At 69.9% G+C, this 22,078-nt stretch carries 34 protein-coding genes; 22 read left to right on the top strand and 12 right to left on the bottom strand.

The window, feature by feature from the left end:
- The first annotated feature begins 101 nt into the window (after positions 1 to 101).
- The 6 genes from ACH4TL_RS43150 to ACH4TL_RS43125 all read left to right on the top strand — a co-directional run bounded on the left by ACH4TL_RS43150 (position 102) and on the right by ACH4TL_RS43125 (position 6,073).
- Positions 102 to 929, top strand: a complete 828-nt coding sequence (locus tag ACH4TL_RS43150; protein WP_398329949.1) for a hypothetical protein — start codon at positions 102 to 104, stop codon at positions 927 to 929.
- A complete protein-coding gene (locus ACH4TL_RS43145; protein ID WP_398329951.1) occupies positions 926 to 2,113 on the top strand; it encodes a peptidoglycan-binding protein in 1,188 nt (395 codons plus the stop codon). Before ACH4TL_RS43150 ends, ACH4TL_RS43145 begins: the two co-directional genes overlap by 4 nt.
- A gap of 951 nt (positions 2,114 to 3,064) precedes the next feature.
- The gene (locus ACH4TL_RS43140) at positions 3,065 to 3,436 is read left to right on the top strand and encodes a hypothetical protein (RefSeq protein WP_398329954.1); all 372 of its coding nucleotides are present in this window, start codon (positions 3,065 to 3,067) and stop codon (positions 3,434 to 3,436) included.
- Between the two features lie 27 nt (positions 3,437 to 3,463).
- Complete coding sequence (locus ACH4TL_RS43135; protein ID WP_398329957.1) at positions 3,464 to 3,778, top strand: hypothetical protein; 315 nt, start codon at positions 3,464 to 3,466, stop codon at positions 3,776 to 3,778.
- Complete coding sequence (locus ACH4TL_RS43130) at positions 3,775 to 4,464, top strand: collagen-like protein (RefSeq protein ID WP_398329960.1); 690 nt, start codon at positions 3,775 to 3,777, stop codon at positions 4,462 to 4,464. The genes ACH4TL_RS43135 and ACH4TL_RS43130 overlap by 4 nt, the downstream gene beginning before the upstream one ends.
- Before the next feature lie 10 nt (positions 4,465 to 4,474).
- Positions 4,475 to 6,073 (top strand): hypothetical protein, encoded by a 1,599-nt coding sequence (locus ACH4TL_RS43125; protein ID WP_398329963.1) that lies wholly within the window; start codon positions 4,475 to 4,477, stop codon positions 6,071 to 6,073.
- A 157-nt stretch (positions 6,074 to 6,230) separates the two neighbouring features.
- On the opposite strand, the gene ACH4TL_RS43120 is transcribed toward ACH4TL_RS43125, so the two are convergent.
- From ACH4TL_RS43120 to ACH4TL_RS43105, 4 genes are read right to left on the bottom strand one after another with little or no spacing between them, the layout of a single operon-like run.
- Positions 6,231 to 6,728 carry a hypothetical protein gene (locus ACH4TL_RS43120; RefSeq protein ID WP_398329966.1) on the bottom strand — a complete coding sequence of 166 codons (498 nt, stop codon included), beginning with the start codon at positions 6,726 to 6,728 and terminating at the stop codon, positions 6,231 to 6,233.
- A gap of 11 nt (positions 6,729 to 6,739) precedes the next feature.
- The gene (locus tag ACH4TL_RS43115; RefSeq protein ID WP_398329969.1) at positions 6,740 to 6,979 is read right to left on the bottom strand and encodes a hypothetical protein; all 240 of its coding nucleotides are present in this window, start codon (positions 6,977 to 6,979) and stop codon (positions 6,740 to 6,742) included.
- A gap of 28 nt (positions 6,980 to 7,007) precedes the next feature.
- Positions 7,008 to 7,460 carry a type II toxin-antitoxin system prevent-host-death family antitoxin gene (locus tag ACH4TL_RS43110; protein WP_398329972.1) on the bottom strand — a complete coding sequence of 151 codons (453 nt, stop codon included), beginning with the start codon at positions 7,458 to 7,460 and terminating at the stop codon, positions 7,008 to 7,010.
- Positions 7,457 to 7,639 (bottom strand): type II toxin-antitoxin system Phd/YefM family antitoxin, encoded by a 183-nt coding sequence (locus tag ACH4TL_RS43105; protein ID WP_398329975.1) that lies wholly within the window; start codon positions 7,637 to 7,639, stop codon positions 7,457 to 7,459. The genes ACH4TL_RS43110 and ACH4TL_RS43105 overlap by 4 nt, the downstream gene beginning before the upstream one ends.
- A gap of 282 nt (positions 7,640 to 7,921) precedes the next feature.
- Between ACH4TL_RS43105 and ACH4TL_RS43100 the strand changes: the two genes are divergently transcribed.
- From ACH4TL_RS43100 to ACH4TL_RS43085, 4 genes are all read left to right on the top strand, one after another.
- On the top strand, positions 7,922 to 8,407 hold the full coding sequence (locus ACH4TL_RS43100) for a hypothetical protein (protein WP_398329978.1): 486 nt from the start codon (positions 7,922 to 7,924) through the stop codon (positions 8,405 to 8,407).
- Between the two features lie 139 nt (positions 8,408 to 8,546).
- The gene (locus ACH4TL_RS43095; protein WP_398329981.1) at positions 8,547 to 8,909 is read left to right on the top strand and encodes an HIT family protein; all 363 of its coding nucleotides are present in this window, start codon (positions 8,547 to 8,549) and stop codon (positions 8,907 to 8,909) included.
- Positions 8,906 to 10,060 (top strand): integrase, encoded by a 1,155-nt coding sequence (locus tag ACH4TL_RS43090; protein WP_398329984.1) that lies wholly within the window; start codon positions 8,906 to 8,908, stop codon positions 10,058 to 10,060. Before ACH4TL_RS43095 ends, ACH4TL_RS43090 begins: the two co-directional genes overlap by 4 nt.
- Positions 10,057 to 11,367 (top strand): transposase, encoded by a 1,311-nt coding sequence (locus tag ACH4TL_RS43085; protein ID WP_398329991.1) that lies wholly within the window; start codon positions 10,057 to 10,059, stop codon positions 11,365 to 11,367. The genes ACH4TL_RS43090 and ACH4TL_RS43085 overlap by 4 nt, the downstream gene beginning before the upstream one ends.
- Positions 11,368 to 11,388: 21 nt before the next feature.
- On the opposite strand, the gene ACH4TL_RS43080 is transcribed toward ACH4TL_RS43085, so the two are convergent.
- The 8 genes from ACH4TL_RS43080 to ACH4TL_RS43045 form a co-directional block, all read right to left on the bottom strand.
- On the bottom strand, positions 11,389 to 11,673 hold the full coding sequence (locus ACH4TL_RS43080; protein WP_398329994.1) for a hypothetical protein: 285 nt from the start codon (positions 11,671 to 11,673) through the stop codon (positions 11,389 to 11,391).
- Between the two features lie 9 nt (positions 11,674 to 11,682).
- Positions 11,683 to 11,892: a DUF6011 domain-containing protein gene (locus ACH4TL_RS43075; RefSeq protein ID WP_398425471.1), complete on the bottom strand. Its 210-nt coding sequence runs from the start codon at positions 11,890 to 11,892 to the stop codon at positions 11,683 to 11,685.
- A complete protein-coding gene (locus ACH4TL_RS43070; protein ID WP_398330000.1) occupies positions 11,889 to 12,161 on the bottom strand; it encodes a hypothetical protein in 273 nt (90 codons plus the stop codon). The genes ACH4TL_RS43075 and ACH4TL_RS43070 overlap by 4 nt, the downstream gene beginning before the upstream one ends.
- A gap of 112 nt (positions 12,162 to 12,273) precedes the next feature.
- Complete coding sequence (locus ACH4TL_RS43065; RefSeq protein ID WP_398330002.1) at positions 12,274 to 12,729, bottom strand: hypothetical protein; 456 nt, start codon at positions 12,727 to 12,729, stop codon at positions 12,274 to 12,276.
- Between the two features lie 12 nt (positions 12,730 to 12,741).
- Positions 12,742 to 13,044, bottom strand: a complete 303-nt coding sequence (locus ACH4TL_RS43060; protein WP_398330005.1) for a hypothetical protein — start codon at positions 13,042 to 13,044, stop codon at positions 12,742 to 12,744.
- Between the two features lie 37 nt (positions 13,045 to 13,081).
- Positions 13,082 to 13,345, bottom strand: coding sequence for a hypothetical protein (locus ACH4TL_RS43055; protein WP_398330008.1), 264 nt, complete (start codon positions 13,343 to 13,345; stop codon positions 13,082 to 13,084).
- A 62-nt stretch (positions 13,346 to 13,407) separates the two neighbouring features.
- Positions 13,408 to 13,821: a hypothetical protein gene (locus tag ACH4TL_RS43050; RefSeq protein ID WP_398330011.1), complete on the bottom strand. Its 414-nt coding sequence runs from the start codon at positions 13,819 to 13,821 to the stop codon at positions 13,408 to 13,410.
- Positions 13,818 to 14,117, bottom strand: coding sequence for a WYL domain-containing protein (locus tag ACH4TL_RS43045; RefSeq protein ID WP_398330013.1), 300 nt, complete (start codon positions 14,115 to 14,117; stop codon positions 13,818 to 13,820). The genes ACH4TL_RS43050 and ACH4TL_RS43045 overlap by 4 nt, the downstream gene beginning before the upstream one ends.
- Positions 14,118 to 14,331: 214 nt before the next feature.
- Here ACH4TL_RS43045 and ACH4TL_RS43040 point away from each other — a divergent pair, with 214 nt between their 5' ends.
- The 12 genes from ACH4TL_RS43040 to ACH4TL_RS42985 all read left to right on the top strand — a co-directional run bounded on the left by ACH4TL_RS43040 (position 14,332) and on the right by ACH4TL_RS42985 (position 22,049).
- The gene (locus tag ACH4TL_RS43040; RefSeq protein ID WP_398330016.1) at positions 14,332 to 14,871 is read left to right on the top strand and encodes a hypothetical protein; all 540 of its coding nucleotides are present in this window, start codon (positions 14,332 to 14,334) and stop codon (positions 14,869 to 14,871) included.
- 85 nt (positions 14,872 to 14,956) lie between these two features.
- The gene (locus tag ACH4TL_RS43035; protein WP_398330019.1) at positions 14,957 to 15,976 is read left to right on the top strand and encodes an ERF family protein; all 1,020 of its coding nucleotides are present in this window, start codon (positions 14,957 to 14,959) and stop codon (positions 15,974 to 15,976) included.
- Entirely contained in the window at positions 15,976 to 16,530 is a 555-nt protein-coding gene (locus tag ACH4TL_RS43030) for a helix-turn-helix domain-containing protein (protein WP_398425469.1), read from the top strand. Before ACH4TL_RS43035 ends, ACH4TL_RS43030 begins: the two co-directional genes overlap by 1 nt.
- Complete coding sequence (locus tag ACH4TL_RS43025; protein WP_398330024.1) at positions 16,527 to 16,727, top strand: hypothetical protein; 201 nt, start codon at positions 16,527 to 16,529, stop codon at positions 16,725 to 16,727. The genes ACH4TL_RS43030 and ACH4TL_RS43025 overlap by 4 nt, the downstream gene beginning before the upstream one ends.
- 25 nt (positions 16,728 to 16,752) lie before the next feature.
- Positions 16,753 to 17,028 carry a hypothetical protein gene (locus ACH4TL_RS43020; RefSeq protein WP_398330027.1) on the top strand — a complete coding sequence of 92 codons (276 nt, stop codon included), beginning with the start codon at positions 16,753 to 16,755 and terminating at the stop codon, positions 17,026 to 17,028.
- Positions 17,025 to 17,891 carry a WhiB family transcriptional regulator gene (locus ACH4TL_RS43015; RefSeq protein WP_398330029.1) on the top strand — a complete coding sequence of 289 codons (867 nt, stop codon included), beginning with the start codon at positions 17,025 to 17,027 and terminating at the stop codon, positions 17,889 to 17,891. Before ACH4TL_RS43020 ends, ACH4TL_RS43015 begins: the two co-directional genes overlap by 4 nt.
- Positions 17,888 to 18,337 carry a hypothetical protein gene (locus ACH4TL_RS43010; RefSeq protein WP_398330032.1) on the top strand — a complete coding sequence of 150 codons (450 nt, stop codon included), beginning with the start codon at positions 17,888 to 17,890 and terminating at the stop codon, positions 18,335 to 18,337. Before ACH4TL_RS43015 ends, ACH4TL_RS43010 begins: the two co-directional genes overlap by 4 nt.
- Complete coding sequence (locus ACH4TL_RS43005; protein ID WP_398330035.1) at positions 18,334 to 18,753, top strand: hypothetical protein; 420 nt, start codon at positions 18,334 to 18,336, stop codon at positions 18,751 to 18,753. Before ACH4TL_RS43010 ends, ACH4TL_RS43005 begins: the two co-directional genes overlap by 4 nt.
- A gap of 458 nt (positions 18,754 to 19,211) precedes the next feature.
- On the top strand, positions 19,212 to 19,604 hold the full coding sequence (locus ACH4TL_RS43000; RefSeq protein WP_398330038.1) for a hypothetical protein: 393 nt from the start codon (positions 19,212 to 19,214) through the stop codon (positions 19,602 to 19,604).
- A 29-nt stretch (positions 19,605 to 19,633) separates the two neighbouring features.
- Positions 19,634 to 20,011 carry a DUF6221 family protein gene (locus ACH4TL_RS42995; protein ID WP_398330041.1) on the top strand — a complete coding sequence of 126 codons (378 nt, stop codon included), beginning with the start codon at positions 19,634 to 19,636 and terminating at the stop codon, positions 20,009 to 20,011.
- Positions 20,008 to 20,370 (top strand): hypothetical protein, encoded by a 363-nt coding sequence (locus ACH4TL_RS42990; RefSeq protein WP_398330044.1) that lies wholly within the window; start codon positions 20,008 to 20,010, stop codon positions 20,368 to 20,370. Before ACH4TL_RS42995 ends, ACH4TL_RS42990 begins: the two co-directional genes overlap by 4 nt.
- Positions 20,371 to 20,609: 239 nt before the next feature.
- Positions 20,610 to 22,049 (top strand): winged helix-turn-helix domain-containing protein, encoded by a 1,440-nt coding sequence (locus tag ACH4TL_RS42985; RefSeq protein WP_398330047.1) that lies wholly within the window; start codon positions 20,610 to 20,612, stop codon positions 22,047 to 22,049.
- Positions 22,050 to 22,078: the final 29 nt, after the last annotated feature.

Genomic DNA, 22,078 nt, shown 5'->3' with positions numbered 1-22,078 from the left:
GGGCGACCCTCCGCCCCACAGCACCCCCTGAGGGACCGCACCCGTCGTGGCGCGCAGACACCTGACAGAATCTTGGGCGCGGGGAGATCCAGGAGCGGGCGTTGCCCGACATCACGGTGCGCGAATACCCGGTGCAACCGGGCCTCGGCCGCCATCAGGCGCTGGACCCGCGCAGCCTCGCCTACAGCCGCCCCTACAGCGGCGAGCCCATCCGGGCCACCGCGTGGGAGCCCCGCATCCCCGTGTTGGACCAGCAGCGCCTGCTTGAGCAGGGCATCCGCACCAGCGCCCTGTTCGAGGGTGTCGAGGACGTGGACGCTCTCGGCTCCTGTACTGGCAACGCTGGGACCGCCGCGCTCTCCGTCCTCCTCGACCGGGCGCAGGCCGCCGAGGCGGGACTCGACACGGCCGACGCGCGCGCGGCCGAGGAGTTCGCGATCGGCCTCTACGCGGACGCCACTACCGCCGACCAGTGGAAGGACGCCACCTGGCCTGTCCAGGACTGCGGCTCGTCCGGTCTCGGCGTCGCCAAGGCGCTCCGGCGCCGGGGTCTGATCCACCAGTACGGGCACGCCACCACCGCTCACGAACTCGCGCGCGACCTCCAGGCCGGGCCCGTCCTCATGGGTCTCCCGTGGCTGAACGCGTTCTTCGAGCCCGGCAAGAGCGGCTTCATCGACCACGACCCCGGCTGGGCCGACTCGGGTACCGCGGGCGGCCACGAAGTGTGCATCGTCGCCCTCGAGGACGTCGCCCTCGACGAACACGGCCGCCTGATCCCCGAGCACACCGTGCTCCGCTTCAGAAATTCCTGGGGCTCGGACTGGGGGGACAGCGGCGACGGGCGGCTCTACCTCACCACCTACCTCGCGCTGCGCCCCGAGGTCGACCTCTGCCAGCCCCGCCTCGAAAGGGCGACCCGCACATGACCACCTTCCACGCTGCCATCGTGCACGCCGACCAGACCGTCACCTACTGCGGCACGGTCGACCAAGAGCACGTCGATGAAGCCCGGCGGCACGCCGAGCTGGACGATACGCCGCGGGTCGCGCTCACGCACCCGCGCTGCCCAGACTCGCTGTTCATCCCCCGCGAGGACGGCGACCTCGACCACTACGAGCCGGTAGACCAGCCGTTCACCGTGCGTCAGCCGGACCCGAACCCGCTCCCGGACCTGGACGTAGCCGACGACGGGGAGGCGGACGAGCCGCGCGGCGCCAGCAGCGGCACCGTGTGGATCAGCGGCGCCATCCGTATCGGCTCCGGGACCATCGGCGGCGCCATGGACTACCCGAACTACCCGCCGCGCGCGGTCGAGCACACCACCGAGTCCCCGGCGGGCGGAAAGTACCTCGAGTCGATCAGCTCCTACCTGATCCGTGTCGGCTCCGAGCCGCAGCTCGTGTACTGCCCCGTCACGGACCGAGTCGCCCAGCTCGGCCCGCTCAACCAGTCCGCCCGGGCCCTGCGCAACGACGGGTCCCGTCGCACGAACCGCGAGGGCAAGGTCTGCATCCAGACCGAGGTGCTGGGCTACGCCAGCAAGCCGTGGACCAAGGGGTTCGACCCGGCCGAGAAGCCCGTGTTCCGGAAGATGCAGGCCGCGAAGCGGTCTTGGGGCATCCCGGACGTGTGGCCCGCGGGGAAGCCGCCGGCCACCGCGGCGGCCGCGGCGAAGGGCCCGCGGTCGAGGAAGACGTGGGAGACGAAGGGCGGTGTGTACGCGCACGGCCAGACTCCTGGTCAGAATCACTGGGATCCGGGGGCGATCGACACGAGCATCGTCCCGGGCAAGCCGTCCAGCAGCGACAGCGACGGGAGCAAGCCCGCACCGAAGCCGACCGCCCACTACGAGCCGTTCCCGGGCGCCGCGTTCTTCCACGGCGGCCGCCATTCGGCGATCGTCACCGCAATGGGCAAGCGGCTCGTCGCCGAGGGCTGCGGCGCCTACCGCAACGGGCCCGGCCCGGACTGGACGAACGCCGACCGCGAGAGCTACCGCCGCTGGCAGGTGAAGTACTCGAAGGCGCACAACAAGGGCTGGACCGGCGATGCGCTGGACGGCATCCCAGGGAAGGAGTCCTGGGATGCCCTCCGGGTGCCGAGGGTCTGAGAACCTAGCGTTTCTGGCGAGCCCGCCAAGCGGCCTTGGCGGCGCGAGCGCATGCCTTGCACAAGCGGGCGCCGCTTGGCTTCCGCCCAGTGTTCTCAGGGGTGTATTCGTGCCCGTTGGGGCAATGGGTCACTGGCGGAAGCGGGTTCGCCATTCGCTGGGCTTGCCTTTTGACTTGGGCTCGGATCCGTTCGCACGTCCGGCAGCCGCGCTTGCCGTTCGTCATGCGAGTGTTCTCGATCGTGTACTCGTGCCCCTGCGGACAGTGGGTTATCACTTTGATCGGGTTCTCGGCTCGATAGGCAGAATGGCGCTCAGCGGATCGCTTCCGCTCGCAGGAACGGCAGCATCGTCGGCCAGCCTTGTCTCGTCGCGTGTTCTCTTCGGTGAACTCATGGCCAAGAACACAGTGCGTCTTCCGCGAGTTCCAATGGGAAGCGCGGCCGCGGCCGGTGTTCTCGGAGTTCGGCTTGAGACCTATATGTGCAGGATTCACGCAGGCGCGATGCTGGCAGGCGTTTCCTCCGCCACAGGTCTCGGGCCGATGGCACTCGTGATCGGCAACCAGGCCGTCCGGTATCGCCCCGACCAGAGTGCGGTACGCCACGAGGTGCGCATGGACCGACTTGCCGTCCCATCCAACCTTTCCGTAGCCAAGACTCTTGGCTCCGGTCCAGCGCCAGCATCCGTCGAGTTCGACACGGACCTTGTCCCAGAAGCGCTCAGGGAGGCGGTTGTCGCCGAATCTGGGCGTGGTGGTACCGTCGGGCATGTTCGACTCCTTCATAGTCGGACCGCGCCCCGGGAGTGTTGGCCCACTCGCCGGGGTTTGTCATGCCATTTTACCGAATTCCCGTCAAATGCGTGCGGCGAATTCCCTCTTCTTTCCGGCGCCGGACATCACGCGGCCGGAATGCAGATCAGCAATTCCGTCTCCTCGAAGGAAGCGCCATGAAGTCCACCCTGATATTCGGCCGGGAGCCGTCCGTCATCCTCGGCCTCGTCGCCGTGGTCGTGCAGTTCTTCTCGGCCTTCGTCATGGAGGTCAAGCCGGACACGCAGACCGCGGTGAACGCCGTGGCGGCAACCGCGGTCGGCCTCCTGGTCGCCTGGAAGGTCGGTGACGGCGTCCTCGCCGCTCTCACCGGTCTGGCCCAGGCCGGGCTCGCGCTCGGCATGAACCTCGGGCTCGACTGGTCCACCGCGAAGCAGGCCGCATACATGGCCCTGATCACCATCGTGGCCCAGGCGTTCGTCCGCACGCAGGTGTCCGCTCCCGTTCCGGCGACGGCCGTGAAGCGGGCTGTCCGCTCGGTGTCCTGAGCGTCTTATCCACCCTCGGAGCACGACATGGCCGATGAGCCGTCTCTCGGCGAGCTGGGGCGGCTCATCGAGCTTATGCGCGGCGACATCCGCGATGACTTGGCCGGGCTTAACGCCCGTCTGGATCGCATGGTGTCGCAGGACGTGTACGGGGTCGAGAAGGCCGGGACCGCCCGGCAGCTCGCCGACATAGCGAAGTCCGTCGAAGCGCTACAGGCGCAGCGGCAGCAGGACGCGGACCGGGTGACACAGACCCGCAGGTGGCTGATCGCCTCGGTCATCATCCCGATCGTCGGGATCGTCCTACCGCTGATCGTGGTGATGAAAGGAGCTGGAGCATGACCCGGGCGGAGGCCCACAAGCGGCGGCGCCGCGGCGACTATCTGGCGGCCGCGGGCGCGCTGCTGTTCGCCGCGCTGCTCGCTGCTGGGTTGACCGCCTTCCTCATGCAGTCCAAAGATCTGGCGGACGCCAACCGGGCGCGGGATCAGTTGGCGCGGCAGGTGCAGGGGCTGGGGGCGTCTCCGGTGGCTGGACCGCCGGGGTCGCGGGGTACGCCGGGTGATGTGGGCCCGTCTGGTCCGCCGGGTTCGCCTGGCCCGACGGGGCGGCCGGGTGAGGACGGGAAGAACGGTCGGGACGGCGCGTCTGGGAAGCCGGGTGGCCCGGGCCCGTCGGGTTCTCCTGGCCGTCCCGGCGGCAACGGTGCCAGCGGCGCCGACGGGGCGAACGGGGCGGATGGCAGCAACGGATCGGACGGTGCCGCCGGGCCCGCGGGCCCGGCCGGGCCGGAAGGTCCCCAGGGCGCGCAGGGGCCGCAGGGTGAGAAGGGGGACAAGGGAGAGACAGGTGAGACGGGCGACCGCGGCCCGGCCGGACCGGGCTGCCCGGACGGCTACAGCCTCCAGACGCCCTCGTACGACCCCGACGCCCTGGTCTGTCGTCGCGACGGCGCGCCCGACCCGCAGCCGTCCGACACGAGCGGCACGGGGCTGCTCGGCATGCCCATCGACCGGCGCCGCTACTGAGGAGATCGCCATGACCATCGTGAAGGGCAAGCTCATCGGCCCGGCCGACCCGTCCCGGGTGGAGGTGACAGCCGAGCTGGTGGACGTGACCGGTGCTCGCACGGTGGGCTATGTGGCCTCCGCTGAGGGCGAGGTCGTGCGGCCGGTGCGCATCACCCCGGAGAGCGACGGGACATGGTCAGCGGATCTCCTGCCGAACGCGGGGATCGAGTCGGTCGCGGGGGACACGCTGTGGGCGGTCATGGAGGGCCGCGCGCTGGACGGCACACCGGTGGTAACGCACATCGTGGTGCCGGATACGGGCGGCCCGTACTGGCTGGGTGACCTGCGCGCAGATCTGTCCAGCACGCTCTCGGGCAGCGGCACGGTGGTGTACGTGCCGGGCCCGGCCGGTCCGACGGGGCCCGAAGGCCCTGCTGGGTCCGCCGGGGCGACCGGACCGGCCGGGGCTGAAGGTGCACCGGGCCCAGAAGGGCCTGCGGGGCCGAAGGGCGATCAGGGCGAGACCGGTCCGGCCGGGCCGCAGGGTGCTACTGGCGTTACGGGGCCGGAAGGACCAGCTGGCCCTCCGGGCGCAGACGGCGCGCCGGGAGCCACAGGGCCGAAGGGCGATCAGGGCGCCACCGGGCCCCAGCCGCCCCTCGGCGCCGCTGGTGACGGGCCCACCGTGGCACTGCGGTCGGACGACCCAACGACGACGAACGCGCGCACACCGCTGCCGCACGCCTCAACGCATGCCGCGGCCGGGTCCGATCCGCTGACGCCGGGGATGGTGGGGGCGGATCCGGCTGGTGCGGCGTCGAACGCGCAGTCTGCGGCGATCTCGGCGGCCGCCGCGGACGCGGCCACCAAGGTCACCGCGCACACGGGGGCCACAGACCCGCACGGGGACCGCGCCTACTCGGACGGCGTCACCGGGCCGATCGCCAGCAGAGTGACCGCCGTCGAGACCGGCTTCACCACAGTCAACACGTACATCACGGATGCCCAGAATCGGGTGCTGGCGCTCGAGAACGGCGTCCTCTATAAGACGGGCGGCACTATCGGCGGCAGCCTGGCCGTCACGGGCAACGCACTGGGGATGGACACACCGGCCGCGCACGGGGTCGCCGCCTGGTGCTACGACCCGGCGCTGGCGGTCAACTCCACGCAGCTCACCGCGGGCACGCTGTACCTGGTCCGCGTCAACGTCGCCGCGAACGTGAATGTCACGAAGGTCTACTGGTGGGTGGCGAACACGGGGTCTTCTGCTGTCGCTGGGCAGAACTTGGTGGGCTTGTATGACGCTGGTGGCACGTTGCTGGCGTCGGCGAACGTGGATGCGGCGTTCGCCTCGGCCACGTTGAAGACCACCACCATCGCGTCCACGGCCCTGAGCGCGGGCCAGTTCTATTGGGTGGCGTTGCTGTTCAACGCGTCGGTCACGCCGACGCTGACCCGCGGTTCCGGCTGGACTGGCGTCGATGCGGCCGCGAACCTCGGCCTGACGGCGGCAACGTACCGGTTCGCGAAGAACGGGACTGGCCGCACGTCGCTGCCTTCGTCGATCACCCCAGGGTCGAATGTGGGGTCGGATATTGCTGGGCCGTGGGTGGCGGTGGGCTCGTGACGGATGTCCGGTACTTTTGGGCGGAAAATAATGGAGTCCAGTCCTCCGTTTCATCAGCCCCAACCGCCCCACCAGCACCAGCCGGACAGGGCGCGGCTACGCTGACATAGCGAGGTCCCGCCTGCTTTCCTCAGGCGGGACCTCGCTATGATGCTGGTCAGACGCTGTGCAGGATGTCCTGCATCCTCTGCGCGTGAGCGGGCAGGTCGTTCAGCCATCCCTCGCCATGCTCGTCGCAGTACTTGCTGTCTTCCTCCGATCCCGGGGCGAGGTAGCAGTCGGAGCGGGGGCACGTACCGCATGTTGCCTCGCAGCACGGTTCTCCGGGGTTGCAGTCCTCGCACCGCAGCCCCATGCAGTACGGGACGGGGCGCTTCTGCACGCCGCCTCGGGGCCCGAAGCTGAGCAGCGCGTAGGGCTCTGCCGAGTCGGGGGTCTCGTACAGGAAGATCGCGGACAGGTCGCGTGTGCCGTAGAACTGGGCGTCGGCCCTGATGGTTCCGTCGACCAGTTGCTGACGGTGGGTGTTGGTCTCGCCAGGGCGGCTGATCCGCTCCCGCAGAGCGTCCTTCGCGGCGTCCAGGGACGGCCACATCTCCCTGCTGTTGGTGATGGTCTCGTAGGAGACGGGCTCCCACACGCCGTACACGGGCATGGTCGGCGTCCTCACTTCTCGGTGGTGCGGTCGGTGGTGGGTTGTCCCGCTTGTTCCTTCAGCTTGATGTCGATGTGGGTCCAGCCGAGCCGGTCCCGATGCGACCGCTCGGCGAGTTCGTTGCGGACCGCTTCGGCTTGCTCGCGCGCCGGAGGCTTCCCGTCGTCGTCGCGAACTGTCTTCCGATAGTCGGGGCGTTTCAGGTGGAAGTTGCGGGTCCCTCGGTAGGCGATCACTTCGTAGGCGGCCATACGTCCCCCATCCAGAGTGTCGGTGCGCTCACTGTTCGGTGGTGCGGTCGGTGGTCTCGTCGCCGGTCACGGGGACGAGCTTGGCGATGGGCTTTCCGTGTCGGGTGATGAGGATCTGTTCGCCCTGGAAGCCGACCCGGTTCAGTAGGTCGGCGAACTTCCGGCGGGCATCCTCGGCTGTCGGTCCCAGAGCCGGGGCTACGGTGCCAGGCCGCGCCGGACTCCCCAACGGAGGCGGGTTGTCGGAGCCGCGCACGTTGTACAGCGGCTTCTCCTTGGTGATCGCCTCACTCTCGTCCGTTTCCGCTTCCGTTCGGGTGTCGTGCCAGACGACTTCCTTGCGGGCGACTTGCGGCCACCATGACTTCTTCCGAGAGTGTGTGTCCCAGCGGACCGACAGGTCGGCGGTGATGCCTACGTAGAGCAGTGCGTCGGTGTCGTCGTAGAGGCGGTAGACGGCGGTGCGTCCGGCGAAGGTCATTGGTCGTCGTCCTCCGTCAGGCGCGTGGCCTGCTCCCACCAGGTGTACGGCACCAGAACCGCGCGGGCCTCGTCGCTCTTGGTCAAGATCACATGCTGTCCGGTGAAGTGCGCCTGGTCGACCAGACGGCCAAGTTGGGTGCGTGCATCACGCGAGCCCATACGGGCAGGTTCGTTCATGTACACAGTGTACACCCTGTACCCGGAAGGTGGAATCTCGGAGAGGCCGCCTATCGGCCCTCGTCGCAAGGAGGTCAATCCAGCGCGATCGCGCCTGCCGCTTAGGATCGTTCCTGACGAAAAATCGCACAGACATTCATGTTGCCCTCGGCGTGTCGGTCGCACCGGGGGCAACATGCGTTATAGCTCTTTGTAATGTTCCTGATCTCGGCCGATCGCCGGCTGGGGGAACATCCCGCCTAGACTACGGAATCATGGAACTCCACCTATAGAGGAGTTCGTATGCCCCAGCCCCGCCGCTTCCACCTCCAGCGCGACACCGACATCACCGGGGTGTCCGGCACCGGCCGCGTCGCCGAAGGCGTCATGTGGTCCGACGGCACTGTGTCCGTTCGCTGGCTCGGCGAACGACCCAGCACAGTGTTCTGGGACAACGGTCTGGCCGACGCCGAGCACGTCCATGGACACGGCGGTCACACCCGCATCGTCTGGGACGACCCCGAGCCTGCACTCGCCGGGGACTGCCCGCACTGCCCCGACGGGCACACCCCCGCCGACCAAGGTTCCCAGCCCTGGCACGCCCACGTCGGCCCCGAGCGTGACGGCGATGGCCAGCCGATGGAAATCATCGTGGCCCGTTCCGCTGGTGCGCACGTCGCGGAGTCCGATGCTGAGTGGATCCGCCTCCGCCTCAACGGTCCGGACGACAACCGCCCGGCGCCGCCTATGCGGCCGACCACCTTCTCGCGGCTTGGGCGCGGCGCGTAAGGACGCCCGGCAGGATCGCTCTCTCAGCAGCGCATAACGTGTGTTTAGAGCCTGTCGGGGCACCAGGTGATCATGTCCCCCGTATAATTTCCCTTATGCGAGGCTGCTTACGTGAGCGGCCCGGAGAGGGAACAAGGCCATGAGTGAGCTGCCGCAGATCGACGTCCCGCCGTGCGTGTTCTGCGACATCGTCGCCGGGCGTGCGCCCGCAGACATCTTCCACGAGTGGGACGACGCCCTCGCGTTCACGCCGCTCAACCCCGTCACCGAAGGCCACCTCCTCGTCATCCCAAAGGTGCACGTCGCCGATGTGGGGCACGACCCGTACGTCAGTGCCGCCACCATGCAGCGAGCCGCCCAACTCGCAGCCATCCAGTGGTGCAACGTCATCACCTCGCGCGGACGGGTGGCAACGCAGAGCGTCTTCCACCTCCACTTCCACATCGTCCCCCGCCGGGAGAACGACGGACTGGCACTCCCCTGGACCGAGACCCACGCATGACCGAGCACAAAGACCTGGAGGTGGTCGACGCCGAGCTGGTGGACGACGATCACCTCCCCACGCTGCGCCCCGACACCCAACCGGCCTGCCCCACGATCGACCGGCACACCATCCTGCGCCCCGGTGAGCTGCCGACCACCAAGCGCCCGACGTACACCGCCCGGGACTTCTACGTCTCCGAGGAGACCTCCCGCCGCATCGACGATGCGTCGGCGCCGAAGAACACCGACCGGAACTACCGCTCCCAGCGCGGCATGTTCGAGCGCTGGTGCGACGACATGGGGCGTGTCGCCAACCCGTGCACCACCGCCACGTACATCGAGTACATCGCTTCCCTGATCGCCCAGGACAGGTACAGCCCGAACAGCCTGAAGACCCACAAGAGCGCGATCCGCTCCATGCAGCCCGAGGACGCCAAGCCCGGCACCCGGGTCGTCAACGGCATGATCAACGAGTACGCGAAGCAGTGGGGCAAGCGGAACCGGGTGAAGAAGGCGCCCGCGATCACCGATGCCATGTTCCGGGCCATGGTCGCCACCTGCGACCAGCGGCACCCCATCGGCATCCGGGACCGGTGCGCGCTCGTCCTCGGCCGCGGTGCCCTGAACCGGCGCATCGAACTGGCCGACCTGCTCATCCCGGACGTTGACGTCGACGACGACTTCGTCACCCTCGACATTCGGTTCGACAAGACGCACCAGGACGGCGACGGCGAGCCCACCCACATCCCGGCCGCGCCCGATGACCTCCTCATCTGCCCAGTCGACGCTGCCCGCGCGTGGTTCAACATGCTCCACCGGCTCGGCGTCCGCGACGGCGCATTCCTCCGCGCGCTCACCTCCGCCGGGACGCTACAGAACCGCTCCACCGCCACCACCCGAGGCGACCACGTCTCCGGGGACGCCGTGAACGACTGGGTCCGCGGCCGGGCGTACGCGGCGGGGCTGAAGAACTGGCAGGAGATCACCGCGCACGGGCTGCGCCGTGGCGGCGCCCAGGAGATCGCGGACGCAGGCGGCGACCCGACGAAGCAGGGCCGGTGGCAGGCGGGCTCGACGGTGGTGAAGAAGGAGTACCTGGACCGGGCGCAGTCCCGGGCGGAGAATCCGTGGCTGAAGGTCCAGGCGAAGAAGCGGGGAGGCCAAGGGTGAACGGAACGGTGCCGCCCGCGGTGCGGGAGCTGTGGGCGGTCGTGGACCGGCTGGCGCCGCGGGACGAGGCAGCGTGGGAGGCGCGGCCGGCGCTGCGCCGTGGCCGTCTGGTGTCGCGCGCGCGGGCGGCACAGCTGCGCACCACGCTGGCCCACTTGGAGCGGGCCGTGGGGCGGCCGGAGATGCCGGAGGGCGCTGCGGGCTCGGTGCGGATACTGCTCGGCCCGGAGGGTGCGGACGCGTTCCTGGAGCTGGCGGCGGCCGGGGAGCTGCGGGCGCCGGGCACGGGCCGGTCGGGGGAGTTGTCGTGGTCGTCTGTGGCCGCGTTGCGGGACTGTCTGGCGATCCTCGGGGAGGAGACGGGGGTGGAGATGCTGCTGCCGCAGGTATGGCGGCCGCAGGCGAAGCCCCCGGTGACACCAGCGCAGGCGGCGGCGCTGTATCGGCGGATGGCGGACATGGCCGCCTCGGCGCCGCTGGATGCGCTACTGGCGCGCACGTTGGCGGTGGTGGGGGTGGCGCTGGACTCTGGGATGCCGTCCGGGGACATGGTGGCGCGCCGCCTGGAGCACGTGGACCTGGATGCGGGGCTGCTGCGGGCGGAGTGGCACCGGCAGAACGCCTCGCACCTGCCGGTGGTGGAGGACACGGTGCGGCTGCGCGAGGGCACGGTGGTGGCGCTGGAACGCTGGCTGACCTTCCGGCGGGAGCTGGTCGACCGGCTGGAGGGGGCGGACCCGGGCGCCCTGTGGGTGACGACGCGGCCAGCGTCGCGGGACTTCGCCGATGGCCGGTCGGAGCTGTATCCGGCGGGGCTGCCGTTGCGGCAGTGGGGGTTCGGGGCGGCGTACCGGTCGGGGGTGGGCCGGTTGAATGAGGCGATGGCCAGCCGGTGGGACGGGGATGGGCCGTGGGAGCCGCTGCCGCTGAAGTTCGAGCAGTTGGTGCGGGCGGTGGAGGCGGAGCGGGTTCGGGCGTGGGTGCCGGTGTCGGATGCGGTGTGGGCGCGGGTGGAGCCGCTGTTTCCGGACCGGTCGGTGCGTGGGCAGGGGGGCCGGGCGTGGCGGGATCATCGGCAGGTGCTGGATGCGATCGGGTGGCGGTATCAGACGCGGGGGGCGTGGGCCCGGTTGCCGAAGGGGTTGGGGGAGCCGTCGGCGGCGGCCGCGCGGTTGCGGCGGTGGGTGGAGGACGGCACGTGGGCCAGGGTGTGCGTCGTGCTGCGGGAGGAGCTGGGCGCCGGGGGTGCGGGGTGGGCGGAGTTGGCCGCGCGGTCGGTGGGCCCGGAGCCGTCGCCGAGCGGATGACGGCCAGACGTCGAGCGGCGGCTACCGCTCGTCATCCTCAAGGTGGGAGCGCCCTGCGGCGGTGAGGTGCCAGATGTAACCGATGCGGCGGTCGTGGGTGCCTTCGTAGGCCCAGCCGAACTCGGCGAGGAGGCGGACAGCAGTGTCCACCTTGCGGCCGAGGCCGCCGCCCGCGCCCTTGCTGCGCTCCGTGGTGATCCGGATTGCCCAGCCTGCGCGGGCGTGGTGGACGCGGGCCACCTTCCCGTGGGCGATGTGGTCCAGAAGGGCACGCTGTGCGGTGGTGGGTCGGTGGGACGCGTTCAAGGTGGTCTCCTACGTGCCGGGGAGCGGGTCTTGGTCGACGTCGTGTCGCGCGGTGGGCCCGGGGTGGTTTTCGGGATCGCAGTCCTTGCCGTAGCCGTTGCGCCTTGACTCGGGGTCGGTCAATTCGCGACGGCATTGGGGGTTGCGGCAGTAGACGGGGCGGCGCCCCTGCTCGGGGAGGCCGAGGAGGGGCGCCTGCCGCGCGGGCCGGGAGGTCACGGCGCGGGCTGGTCGGCCATGCGGCGCACCAGCTCGGCGGCCTCGTGCCACTCCTGTGCGCGCTCCTCCAGGGCGCGGCTCATCTTCTCTTCGGCCAGCTCGGACAGTTCTCCGGCGCGCTCGCGGAGCTTCGTCACGGCCTGGCGCAGCACCTCGGCGTCACGAGCGGCGATCAGCTTGCTCACGTGGTTCTGCACGATCTCGGGCGCGCCCGTCTCCTTGAAGGGGGCCGTCGCGTAGTCGTACAGCTCGTCGCGGGCGTTGGTCACGATCTTCTCCTTGTGGGGTGGCGCGGGGTTCGGTTACGCTGTCCGCGTTGTAAGCGGCGTGTGATCTGAGGCCACCACCCAACTGGGGCGGTGGCCTTCGTCATGTCCGGGGTCAGCGTGAGGCGAGCAGATACGGCTTGCGGGAGTCCGGTCCTCGCCGCTCCACCGTGTACCCAGCCGCTTCCAGGGTCTTGGCGTAGGCGTTGACCATGCGGTGCCGTGCGGCGGCCAGCTCATCATCGCTGGGGCGCTCGGGGTCGAGCAGGTCGGGATCCGGGGTGGTGTGCGAGATCCGCGCGCTTCCTTCGAGCCCGCCGGTGACGGAGAACCCGGCGACGATGGGGGACCCGTAGTCGTTGCGTGTCACCTCCCGATGGCTGGCGGAGAGGATCTGCGCGGCTTCATTGACGCGGGTCTGCTGCTGGTGCGCGGGGTGCCAGTGCTTGGGGTCGTTTCCGGTGCCGAGGCAGGCCGGGCAGTTCCCGGTCGTCGGGTCGCAGTCGGCACAGCCGGTGCCGTTGCACTCGGGGTGCGCTCCGTCTCCTTTGCAGGTGGGGCAGTCGTTCATGGTGTCCTTTCGTCAGGCGGTGCAGGTGAGGGAGCGGCAGGCGCCGGCCCGGTAGAAGAGGTAGTTGCCGCACGTGCCGCAGTGCTCGACCTCGCACAGCGGCCCGTAGGCGGCTTCGACGCTGGATCGGGTGGCGGTACACGGGTCGTTCACGTCGCCGTCGAGGATCAGCATGACCTGCTCGCCGTTGTAGCGGTACGGGGTGGCGGCCCAGTGGGCTGCGTGACGGTCCCCGTACCAGGTCCACGCGTTGCGCCGCTTGTCGGCCCAGATCTCGCAGGCCAGTTCGTTGGGGACTTCGACCAGTCCGGTCATGGCGCGCTCCTCAGGGTGTGGGCTGCTTGCTCTCGGATCAGGTCGTCGGGCGGTGCTGCTCCACCAGGTCGCGCAGCCAGGGCTCCCACATGCCGTAGTACTCGGGCTCGGTACGAACGGCGATGAACTCGCACTCGTCGTCGACCAGGATCGTGAGGGTGGTGACCTCGCTGTCCTTGTAGGTGATGCGGGCCCCGGTGACGGTGAAGTACTCGAAGTCGGCCTTGACCGGCCGCACGCTGGAGACGGCGAAGGTGAGAGTCCGGACGTTCGTCTCGGCGGTAACCGTGATGCTGGCCATTGCCATCTGCTCCTCGGGTCGTGGGTTCATGGTGTCGCGGGCCGGGCGGGGTGTTGCCCGGGTCAGGCAGGCCCGATGGTGGCCCAGGTGACCGGGATGGCGCCGGGCTGGCCGGGGGCCGCGGGGTGGGGGTGTCGGTGCTCGTAGCCGGGCCCGGCGTCGAAGCTGGGAGCGGCGGAGCAGGAGCAGAGGGTCGGGTCGAAGTCGTCGGCGTCGTCGGCCGGGGCTTCGGTCGCCAGGTAGCAGGTGTCCTCGTGGACGGTGAACAGGTGCCACTCGTGCCGGATGCTGCTGGCGTCGACCGCGTGCGGGTACCGGATGCGGTGCTCGGGGAAGGTCGCGTAGTACCGGTCGGCGACCAGATCCGCGCCGAGGTGGCCACGGAAGAAGAACTCGGTGCCGTCGCGGCCGTCGTTGGTGCGGAAACTGAGGCCGTCGAAGACCTGCTCGACGGTGAGGGGTGCCTGGGTGGTCACGGGGTCTCCAGGGTGGTGATGCGGTCGAGGCGGAAGGATCGGCTGGCGTCGCGGAGGTGGTCGTGGGCGCGGACGTACCAGTCGCCCGCCTTGCTGCGCCGTACGTCCTGCGGGTCGATGTCGCGGACCGTGGCGGCTGCGTCTTCGGCGACGTACTGGATGCGCACGGTGCGGCCGTGCTGGGCGGCGCGGGTGAGGGTGTAGCGGATGAGGTGGAGGTGGGAGAGGGCGGCGTGGGCGATGGCCTGGGTGGTGTGGAGTGCGGTGCGGATGGCGTGGCGGGTGTGGTGCCTCACGGTGTCCCCCTCGGTGTGGTGTGGGTTCACCGTAGCAGAGTTTTAGTTGCGTGTGTACCTAAAAACAGAGTAGGGTTGGAGCCGCACCACCCACCACGCGACGGTTTCAGTTGCGTACGTACCTACAGATTGGAGGAGACTAGGCGTGCCCACACAACACCGCAGGCGCCCGCCCGGCCGACGGGACACGCGCCCGCGACCGGAAGGACACGCCGTGCCCCGAAGCAAGCGAGAACGGCTGCTTGCCGCCATTCCCGACGTCAATCGCGCCATCGACTACCTGCGCGAGCAGGACAGGGTCAGGTGGGCCAACGCCGTGGAGACCGTCACCGCTTACGCCGCCGACGCCGCCGACGCTAAGGACCGGGAGGCGGAATCGGACAAGAAGGTCGCCACGAAGAAGGTCAGCGTCAACCTCGGCGAGCCCTTCCGCGACCACGTGTACGCCACGGCAGAAGCAGAAGGCATCGACCTGCTCAAGTTCGTCAAGAGAATGCTGACCGCGTTCCGCGACGGCGAATGGGCACCAGCTCAACCCCCGCGTGAGCCCTCCGGACAGGCTCCGCCCCTGGCGTTCTGGAACGGCCGGATTCCCGTTGATCTGTGGGATGAGGTCGCGGAGCTGGCGACGGACAAGAAGCGGTGGGCACTCGACCCTGATGAGCGCGTGTACAAGCTCACCGGCCTCAAGGTGATCCTCGCCGCGTTCCAAGAGCGGTTCCCGATGTCGGAGGACGAGCCCGCCGAGCGGTAGCCCGGCCCCGCGGTGGTGGGGTCTGGACGCCGACACCGGCCCCCACCGCCGCCGTACCACCCATAACCCCATACCTGGAGATCTCATGGCTGACGCCATCCAGGCCCCCGCGAACGCGGAGGGCCCCACCTCGCACACCCAAAACCAGAACCAGCCCACCATCTACCAGCTGATGTCCCTGGTGATGAAGGACGTCGGTGCCGTCGGGAAGGGCGGCTACAACAAGGCCCAGAACTACAGCTTCCGTGGAGTCGACGACGCCATTGCCGCCCTCGCTCAGCCGCTGCGCGACCACGGCGTCTTCATGACTCCCGAGATCCTGGACTGCGAAGCCGAGTCCCGCGGCAAGATGAACGCGGTCCGCATGCGGGTGGCCTTCCACTTCTACGGACCGGGCGGCGACTCGGTGCGCACGGTGACGATGGGCGAGGCGTCCGATGTGGCGGACAAGGCGTCGAACAAGGCCATGTCTGCGGCGTTGAAGTACGCCCTGATCCACACGTTCATGATCCCGGTCGATGCGAGGTCGCTGGATGACGGTGATCGCGACCACCCGGTGGGGCACCGTTCCCCCGCGGACGCGTACGTGGAGCGGCTGCGGAAGCCCGCGGTGTGGAACAACGTCGGTGCGCTGGCGGCGATGCACGCCGAGGTCAAGGCTGACGGCCTGCTGAGCGCCGAGGTGCCCGGTCCGAACGGTGACACCAAGCTGGGTGATCTGATCGTGGCGCGCGGCACCGAGCTGAAGGCGGAGGCGGCCGAACGTGAGGCCCGGCAGGCGCAGGAGGCGCCGAAGGCGGCCGCGCAGGTCGCAGCCGAGCACGGCGTGACCGCCCCGGGGCAGGCCGAGCCGGACCACGCGAAGCCGACCGAGGAGCCGCCGCCCGGCGACCCGGTCCAGGACGCTCTGCTGGACAAGCTGATGGCGCAGGTCTTCGACCACCGGAACGACCGGGACGTGCTGACGCAGGTCCGTGGCAACGCGGAGGCGAAGGGCCTGCTGGACCGCGAGGTTCAGGGCCCGGGCCGCCAGTGGATGCCGTTCCGCGAGCTGCTGGACCGCCTGATCGAGGCCACCAAGCAGGGCGAGAGGAGCGCCGCCTGATGCACCCCCGGCACAGTGAGATCCGCGCACTGCTTGAAGCCGGGGAGAGCGACCTCGGGATCGCGCGGCAGCTGCACGTGTGCCGGAGCACCGTTGCCCGCGTCCGGCGCAAGCTGGGCATCCCCGGCTACCGGACGAACGCCGCCTCTACGCGCTGCCGCCACGGTCACCCATTCGACCAGTACGCGGGGTTCACGAAGGAGGGGTGGCGGTACTGCCGGGCGTGCGCCAGCCCTCGCGCGTCTGCCGCAGAGTTCGCGGCCCGGCACGCCGGACATGTCACGTCGGAGAACAGAGGCGGCAGGCGGTACTGCATCACCTGCATCAGGGGTGATCGCGATGTCGATGAAGTTGCCGTGGAGCGCGCCGTCAGCGGGGACCCACCGGCGCGGATGAGTCCCGCTGAGCGCGAGCGAGCAGTCATGCGTCTGAGCCGGTACGGGTTGCCTGCTGAGGTGATAGCGGCCCGGGTTGGGTGTGCGGAGCGCACCGTGTGGCGCATCTACTCCCGCACCAGCGCCCCCGGCGTCCCGCGCGTGGAGATGGCCGCGTGAGGGGCGTTCTGCTGGTGTTCCCGGTCGCGGTGCTGGTGCTGGCGGTGTGGGCGTGGCTGGAGCACGTCTGGCAGGAGTCCCGGGCTCGCCGGATCGCGCACCGTCCGGTGATGACCGCCGAGCACTTGGTCCACGACCGGTACGAGGTCCTGGCCGACCTGTACGACGCGCCGCCCCGGGGTCCCGGGCGCGGCTGACAACCGACGAGAGGGGGTGGGCGCCTTGGGCTACTGGCTGGCGGTGCCCACCACCGTCTTCGCTCTTGCTGCCGCTGTCGGGTGGTGGCGTACGCGGCGCGCTCTGATCGTGGAGCGCGCCGTTCGCCGTATCTCGGACGCGACCGCGGCCCGTGAGCAGGCCGGGCGCCTGGAGTTGGCGCGCCGCGTGCTGACGCGGCGCCTGACCGAAGAAGCAGTTCTCCGCGAGGCCGACCGCGTACTCGACGCAGCGTTGGCCGAGTACCACCAGCACTACGACACAGAGGGGGGCAGCGAATGAACAGCGCGATCGCGTATCAGGAGCTGACCGAGCACCGTCACTACCAGTACAGAGGCTGCGCCCCCGTGCCCAGCGACATCGCCGACTTCTCCGGCCAGGCGTTGGGCGACCCCGCCCTGTCGATCGACGCCTGGTCGACGCCGGACCGCGCCGAGGACGACCTGGAGCCGCAGAAGGCCCGCATCGCGCGGGAGCGGCGCGCCATCGCGGCATGCGGCCGGTGCCCCGTGCTGGCCCAGTGCCGGACGTACGCCAACTCAGAGACGCCGAGCGGGCGTCTGGCCGAGCCGGACGGCATCCAGGGCGGCATGCTCCCCCTCGACCGCCACCGCGCCCTCATCAAGCGCCGCAACGCCGCCCCCGCCCCGGTGGTGGTGGACGACGTGCCGGAGGCCCGCACCGCCCAGAAACAGGCCGTCCTCGCCGCGCTGGCACGGGAGACGGACGAGGAACTGGTCGCCTACCGGGCCGGTATGGACGTCCGCACCGCCAACTGGCACCGGTCGCTGCTGTGCGGTCTGCTCGGGTTGGACAAGGACTCGGCGACGCGCATGGAGCTGCTGGAGACGGCGCGTCGGCTGGGTCTGCTGCCGAAGGGCACCCGGATACGGCCGGACGGGAAGTGGCCGGTCGTGGCGGCCCCGTCGGGGGATGGGGTGCGGCAGCGTCGGATAGCGCCTGGGATGCCGTGGCAGATCGTGCTGCCCGGCTATCAGCACCTGCCGCGCACCGTGCCGTCCGTGCACGGCTCCACGGCAGTGTCGGGCGTGCGGGAGCGGCTGCGCCTGGTGCGCCCGGCGGCGGTGCAGCTGCCGCTGTTCGATCCGGCTGCTGCTGTCGCGGAGCTGGAGCGTGTCGCATGAGCCCCCACACCGACCCGACCGCGGGCCCGAGCAGCACGACAGACGCCGGGGACGACGGCGGGCACACCGCGCGTACGGACCAGGCCGCCGCCGACCTCGCCGTCTCCTCGGCCGAGCACCTGGCCGGGATCCTGGCCGAGGGGATGCTGGACGCCGTCGGCCAGCCCGCCAAGCTGGCCCGGCTGCTGTTCCCGGACGGCGACCCCGATCTGGTGGACGCCGTGTTCAAGCTGGGGGTCGCGACCGGGTACCGGGGTGGGCTGCTGGCCGGGCGGCCGCGGTGGGCGGCCGAGGAGTTGGACCGGGCGCGGGAGGCGCTGGAGGGGGCGGGGTTCGCGGCGATGGCCGCCCTCGTCGCCCGTACGGCCGGGACGGTGCGGCCGCGCGCGGTGGACCCGCACCCGGCTGACGCCCCGGAGGCTGCGGCACGGGGAGCGCACCAGTGACGGGCCCGGTGTACGGACGCGGACGGCCCCCGGCGGCCGAGTCGTTCACCGCCGAGCGCCAGGACGCGTATCTGTCCCTGGTCGCCTCCGGGGTCCGACTCGGTGTGGCCGCCGCCGAGGTCGGCATCCCGCGACGCACCATCAGCGCCCTCGCCCGCAGGGACCTCGACTTCGCCGACCGACTCGACGAGGTCAAGGCCCGAGGCAGGGAGACCCGCATCCCGCACGGGACCCCGGCGGGCTACGACTCGTACGGCTGCCGCTGCGGCCCGTGCACGAAGGCGTCCAGCCAAGCCCGCGGCCGTCGCGGCGGACGCGGCCACACCGACGCGGAGGGGGAGGTGATCCAGTGGCCCGAACCCGACGAGCCCGGCGGCGAGTTCCCTATGTCTTTGCCGCTGCCGAAAGTCTCGTAGTTGACCAGAAAGGCGGAGGACAGGACTCCATTATTTTCGGCCCAAAACTACCGGACATTCGGCGGGGGCCCGGAGGCTGGACATGTGCGCAGGTACGGCGGGGGCGTACGGATGAAATCTGACGATCCGACACAGGGGAAGGCTGGAGGACAGATGGTGCGCTCAACGGGTAGGCTGGGGGCCTGGCTAGACGCGTACTCAGGTACGATCTCGGCCACACAACAGCAAAATGGAACGGCCCCGCGTTGGTCCAGTTGCGGAAACAACTGGAGCGGGGCCGGTGCCGGAATCGTCTGGGGAGACGAGACCGGTCATCGCCAACCACACTTGGGAAAGGTCAGCGACATGAGTCAGGTTACCCGCGCACCGGCGCGTTACGACAGTTGGACCCGCAGTTCCGCCGCGAAGATCACACCGGCGTCGAACGCAGGCCCTGTCACTCCGACCCACACCACCGCGTGACCGCCGAGGTGCTGCGTACGTACCGCTTCCGGTGCGACGCAGACCAGTGCAGCGCATCCCTCGACTCCTTCGAGCACGAGACGCCCGACGGCTGGACCGAGGTGTCCAGCACGGCGCACCAGACCTACGGCCCGCTCCCCAGCGTGAAGTCTGGTGCGAAGCTGCTGCGCGCCCTGAGCGCCAACGGCGTCCGTACGACGGGTCGCTTCTCCCTCCACCTATGCCCCGACCACCCGGACGCCCTGAACGCCCATCGGCCCATGACCGACGGCTATCCGGTCGGCAGCAGGGTGCTGCTGGCCGTCTCGTGCACCTGCGGGGCCAGGCTCGGCGAGGTCATGGGCGGCGCGAAGACCCGGTGGCAGGAACACATGCGGGGCGAGCGATGAGCGCCCGGGGCGGGTACATCCTCGCCTGGTTGAACGACGCAATCCGCGACCTTGAGCGTGTGGCACGCCTCACAGAGTCCGAGGGCGGCCAGAACTGGCGCGAAGACCCGTTCGTGTACGGGGTTCGGGACCAGACGAACGTCATGGTGGCTCGGTCTCGGGAAGAGCGAGCAGCCTCGATCACTCACATCGCTCTGAACGACCCCGAGGCGGTCCTGCGCCGCTGCGCCGCCGACCGGAAGATTCTCGGGATGCATCAGCCCGTGACGGTCGAGTACGACGACGACAGCCCGCCCACGCAGGCTTGCCGGACGTGCGGGTCTCACTTCGAATACCCCACGGCATGGCCCTGCTCCACGCTCCGCGCGCTCGCCGAGGGCTACGGCTGGACGGAGGGCCAGCGATGAGCGCCCGCCGCACGTGGGACATCGTGATCTCCTGCCCGCGGCCCAAGCCGCGTGTCTCCGTTCAACAGCAGGCGTGGCACCTCGACCCGGAGAGGGTTCAGAAGACCATCGAGGTGTTCTTCGCTCCGGGCACTTCCCTCAGCCTGACCTCGCGGACAGCCCGCCTGGCGACCGCGTTCTCGGGGGAACAGCTTGGGTACGCCCTCGACCGCATGGAGCGCACGCTCGGAACTCTGCTGCACTGCCTCTACTTCGACACGGGGCGATCAGTAGAGAAGAAGCTGCCCGGCCCGGTCCGTTTCGAGATCGTCGAGCGCCGGGAACAGACCCCACCCACTAAGGGGGATCAGGTGACTTAGCGCTCTGACGGCGGGAGGTCCGGGCCCCTTTGGCGAGGGGCTTCCTCTACCGCCTGGCCGCTGGTGTTGGCGCACCGTGCGCGGCCTTCATTCCACGGCTCGGAGTGGCATCCGAGCTAAGGCCCGAGATCGATCCGGCTTGGCGGCCGGGGCGGCTCGAGCGAATCAGGTTCGGGAGAACCCATCACCCCGGAGACCGGGGCCCTTCGCGCACCCTCCTAGGAAGGCACGGGTACATAGTGCAGTACGAGCACAGCGTCTGTCAGCTTCCGCATTCCCGTACGGGCGATTCGCCCCAGAAGTCCACCCCCCAGGACGGCACCCAGTGCCCCCCGGCGGAGTTCATCCGCGTCCCCGACACACACCAGTGGATCTCCACCACAGCGGGCCGTATCGCCCCCGACCCCTACTCCTGGATGCAGGCCGTCCACTGGATCGGCGGCTCCGGCCTCTACACCCCCAGCCGCACACACGGGCCCCGCTGGGGCGACACCACCATCCGTCTCGCCCAGGAGCTGTCCGCGCTGAAGGAGTGCCGCCCCGGCATCGCCTACCTCGCCCGCAAGCTCGGCGCGTCCGAGCGCACCGTGCAGTACCACCTCGACATGCTCCGCGAAGCCGGACTCCTCGCCTACCGGTTCAAGGGCTCCCGCGTCACCGGCAGCATCCGGCAAGCCTCCGAGTTCGAGCGCATCATCCCCCTCGAGTTCGACACCGCCCTCGGTATCCGCACCGTCGGCGAAGGGGTGCAACGCCGCCCCGCCGGCATCGCTGAAGAGCACCGGTCCACGATCGGGAAGCTCGCCAAGAAGGCCGCCCGGAAGGTCCGCCGGAAGCGCTCGAAGAAGCCGTCTTCGGCACGGTCGCGTTGCACCCCAATGCAGGTGGGTACCTCTAGCTCTTCTCCTGACGGTGGTACTCACTCTCCCTCTGAGAGCAAGCTCGCCAGCGGGAGCCACGATTCCCCCACCCCGAAGAAGCCCAAGCGCGCCAAGCGCACCCTGAACCGCGTCGGCCGCCGCTACCAGGTCGCCCGCGAACTCATCCAGCAAGTCGGCTGGCTCGCCGGCGCCTCCACCCCCCGCATCGCCTGGATCGTCAAGGACGTCGCCGACGCCGGATGGACTGCGGCCGAGGTCATCGCCTGGCTCGACACCACCGCCGAGCCCGAGCACGGCGCCCGCCGCCCCTCCGGGCTCCTCGCCCACCGGCTCCAGGGCGTCACCGGCATGCCCGGCTGGCAGACCCCCGCCCAGCGCGCCGCCGCCGTCGAGCGCATGCGGGACTCCCGGCACGCCGAGCACCAGCGGCACGACCGCACCACCGGCGACTGGTCCATGGACAACTGGCAGCAGCCCGACAGCCGGGCCGCCCGCCGCATCTACGCCCAGGCCATGGCCGACGTCCGCCGGGCCCTCCAGCAGCGCCAAGCCCCTGTCGAGGAGCTGTTCACGATCGACACCGAGGCCCCGCAGGCAGCCCGCATTGAGGACTTCTCCCGCGAGCTGGTCGTCGACATGCGCGCCGCTGCCGAGAAGGACCCCGCCATGGTCCTCGTCGCCATCGACTCCATCGGCGAGCGCGACGCCCGCCGCCTCTACACCAACCGCCTGGTTGACCAGACCCTCGGCCTCGAGGCCATCAGCGTCCGTCGCAACACCCTCGCCCCCGCCTTCTGATTGGAGATGGATTTTGTCTGCTATTCGAA

The sequence above is a fragment of the Streptomyces sp. NPDC021115 genome (assembly GCF_044333065.1).
Classification (GTDB): Bacteria; Actinomycetota; Actinomycetes; order Streptomycetales; family Streptomycetaceae; genus Streptomyces.
The sequence above is the reverse complement of the archived record's forward strand: the minus strand, read 5'-3'. Positions and strand labels throughout refer to the sequence as shown.